Consider the following 2,038-nt stretch of genomic DNA (forward strand, 5'->3'; position numbering starts at 1 on the left):
ACATTCAGTTTAGTCAAAGAAATTCTGTTATGTCTTATTATCTACGAACGGCGAAGCTTCGATCAGGAATTCGACAAAGAAAATGTGTGTTCACAGAAATTAATAATTAGACAAAGCTCATTCTGCATTTTGGCAAAAAGTAATACCAAAAAATTATTGCCAGTAATGGTCTTTGACTTTTGCGGCGATTGGCATGGAACACAACGTTTCGCGCATCTTTGCTGTTGCGGAAATCCGGAGATAGTTGTCTCGGCTGGACGTAAAAGTACTTAAAAAGTTGATTGGTTCTTTTACCTGAAAGCAGCAATGGCAAAGATGCGCTGTTGGGCGATCGTTGTTTTTAGAAATCGCTAATAATTTGTTCTGAGGTAATTATTTTGGTTAGAAGTATCTGCAATTGATTTTTTTGATCTAGACTGTTATATTTTTTTGACAAAGTGTCAACCAATGATTGAATTTCTGATTCATCTTTTACAATGATGTAAAAGATATCTTCTAATGTAAAATCTAACCCATTTTGACCTAATTGATTTTGTAGGTTTTCACGATCGCTTAAGTAATTCTCCTCATCCAACATTACAAATTGTCCCGAAAGTGATTTTTGTTGAGGAACAAATCTCCATTCTCGTTCATCATAAAATTTGTAATCCTTTTGTTCTAATTTACCTTTTCTATATAAATCGCCTTGGTAGTTTTTTGAATAACAGGCAAATTGCGTTATTTCTTCTTCAAAAAAGGATTCGATATGTATGATTCTGTTGTCCTTAACAAACATTTCTATACTTCTTCTTAATGCTGTTCCAGCAAATGAATTCGTATCAATATAAATTACTGGATTTAATCCGTTTTTCTTAGCCCACTTTTTCGATAATCCAATTCCGTAATCGCCGTAGTATCCTAAATTTTTTCCTTTTACGGGTTTAAAGTGTTTTTTATAATCTGAGATTGGAATATCGCAAAACGAAACCATTGCAATTGCAAACGAAAATTTTTGTCCACCACGTGTATTTGTTTTTTCTAAACAATAACTTAGTTTAAAGCGGCCTTCCTCAATAATTGAAAAAATTGTATCAATTTTTTCGGTATAGTGAATTATTGTATTTGCACTAATTGCCATGGTGTTCTTTTTTTACAATGTCGCCCAACGTTTGGCAGCCAAGCGCGGTTGCGGACTTCCGGAGAAAGTTGGCTCGGCTGAACGTGAAAGTACAAAGAAAAACGATTGTTTCAATTACCTGAAAGCAGCAATCGCGACTTGGGTGCGGTTAGGCGACGGTTTTATAGTTTTCTCTTTCTCTTACTTTGTCTATGTGAAAATAGGGATAGGATTTCTACAGAATTATTTCGCACACGATAATATAAAGTATTGTGCTTTGCGATTATTGCTCTATAAATATCTTTTCTAATTCCAGATTTTGGAAACAGTTCTGGATTTTGAGAAATCAGAGTAACGGTGTTTTCTAATTTCTCTGCGAAATTAACCAAATCAGAGACTTCCCAGTTTTCTTGCAAATAATTTATTGTGTTTGCCAATTCTTTAAGCGCATGATCAGTCCAAAGAATATCATAGCCATTTTTCATATAGCTTTCGAGCTTTAGAATGAGAATTCAATTTGCCTTCTTCTGCATCCTGTATTCCTGAATCAATAGATTTTTTTTCGGAATTACTAATTGAAGCATACCAGTCTTGGCTTTCGGCTTTGCGAAGAGCTGCAATTTTTTCTATTATTGAACTGTCTTCAATAGTAGATAACCATTGGATAAGTTCAATTTTTTGATTTTGTATTTTGAGACTTACGGACATATTTCAAAGCTTTTTATCAAAAATACAATTATAATCGATTTGTATATCTTGATTTTTGTTAAACTGTTGCCTAACGTTTGGCAGCCAAGCGCGGTTGCGGACTTCCGAAGAAAGTTGGCTCGGCTGAACGTGAAAGTACAAAGAAAATTGATTGGTTCAATTACCTGGAAGCAGCAATCGCGACTTGGGTGCGGTTACCAGCTGGCTGCGCTCTAGGTTCGCTGAGGAAAATTG

3 protein-coding genes are annotated in these 2,038 nt (G+C 35.0%); all 3 read right to left on the reverse strand.

What is annotated here, in order from left to right:
* Positions 1–340: 340 nt before the first annotated feature.
* The 3 genes from G6047_RS00290 to G6047_RS00300 all read right to left on the reverse strand — a co-directional run bounded on the left by G6047_RS00290 (position 341) and on the right by G6047_RS00300 (position 1,804).
* Positions 341–1,117 (reverse strand): abortive infection system antitoxin AbiGi family protein, encoded by a 777-nt coding sequence (locus G6047_RS00290; protein ID WP_169525307.1) that lies wholly within the window; start codon positions 1,115–1,117, stop codon positions 341–343.
* Between the two features lie 161 nt (positions 1,118–1,278).
* A complete protein-coding gene (locus G6047_RS00295; protein WP_169525309.1) occupies positions 1,279–1,581 on the reverse strand; it encodes a type II toxin-antitoxin system RelE/ParE family toxin in 303 nt (100 codons plus the stop codon).
* Positions 1,565–1,804, reverse strand: a complete 240-nt coding sequence (locus G6047_RS00300) for a hypothetical protein (RefSeq protein WP_169525311.1) — start codon at positions 1,802–1,804, stop codon at positions 1,565–1,567. Before G6047_RS00300 ends, G6047_RS00295 begins: the two co-directional genes overlap by 17 nt.
* Between the last annotated feature and the right edge of the window lie 234 nt (positions 1,805–2,038).

It is taken from the genome of Flavobacterium silvaticum (assembly GCF_012911565.1).
Lineage (GTDB): Bacteria > Bacteroidota > Bacteroidia > Flavobacteriales > Flavobacteriaceae > Flavobacterium > Flavobacterium silvaticum.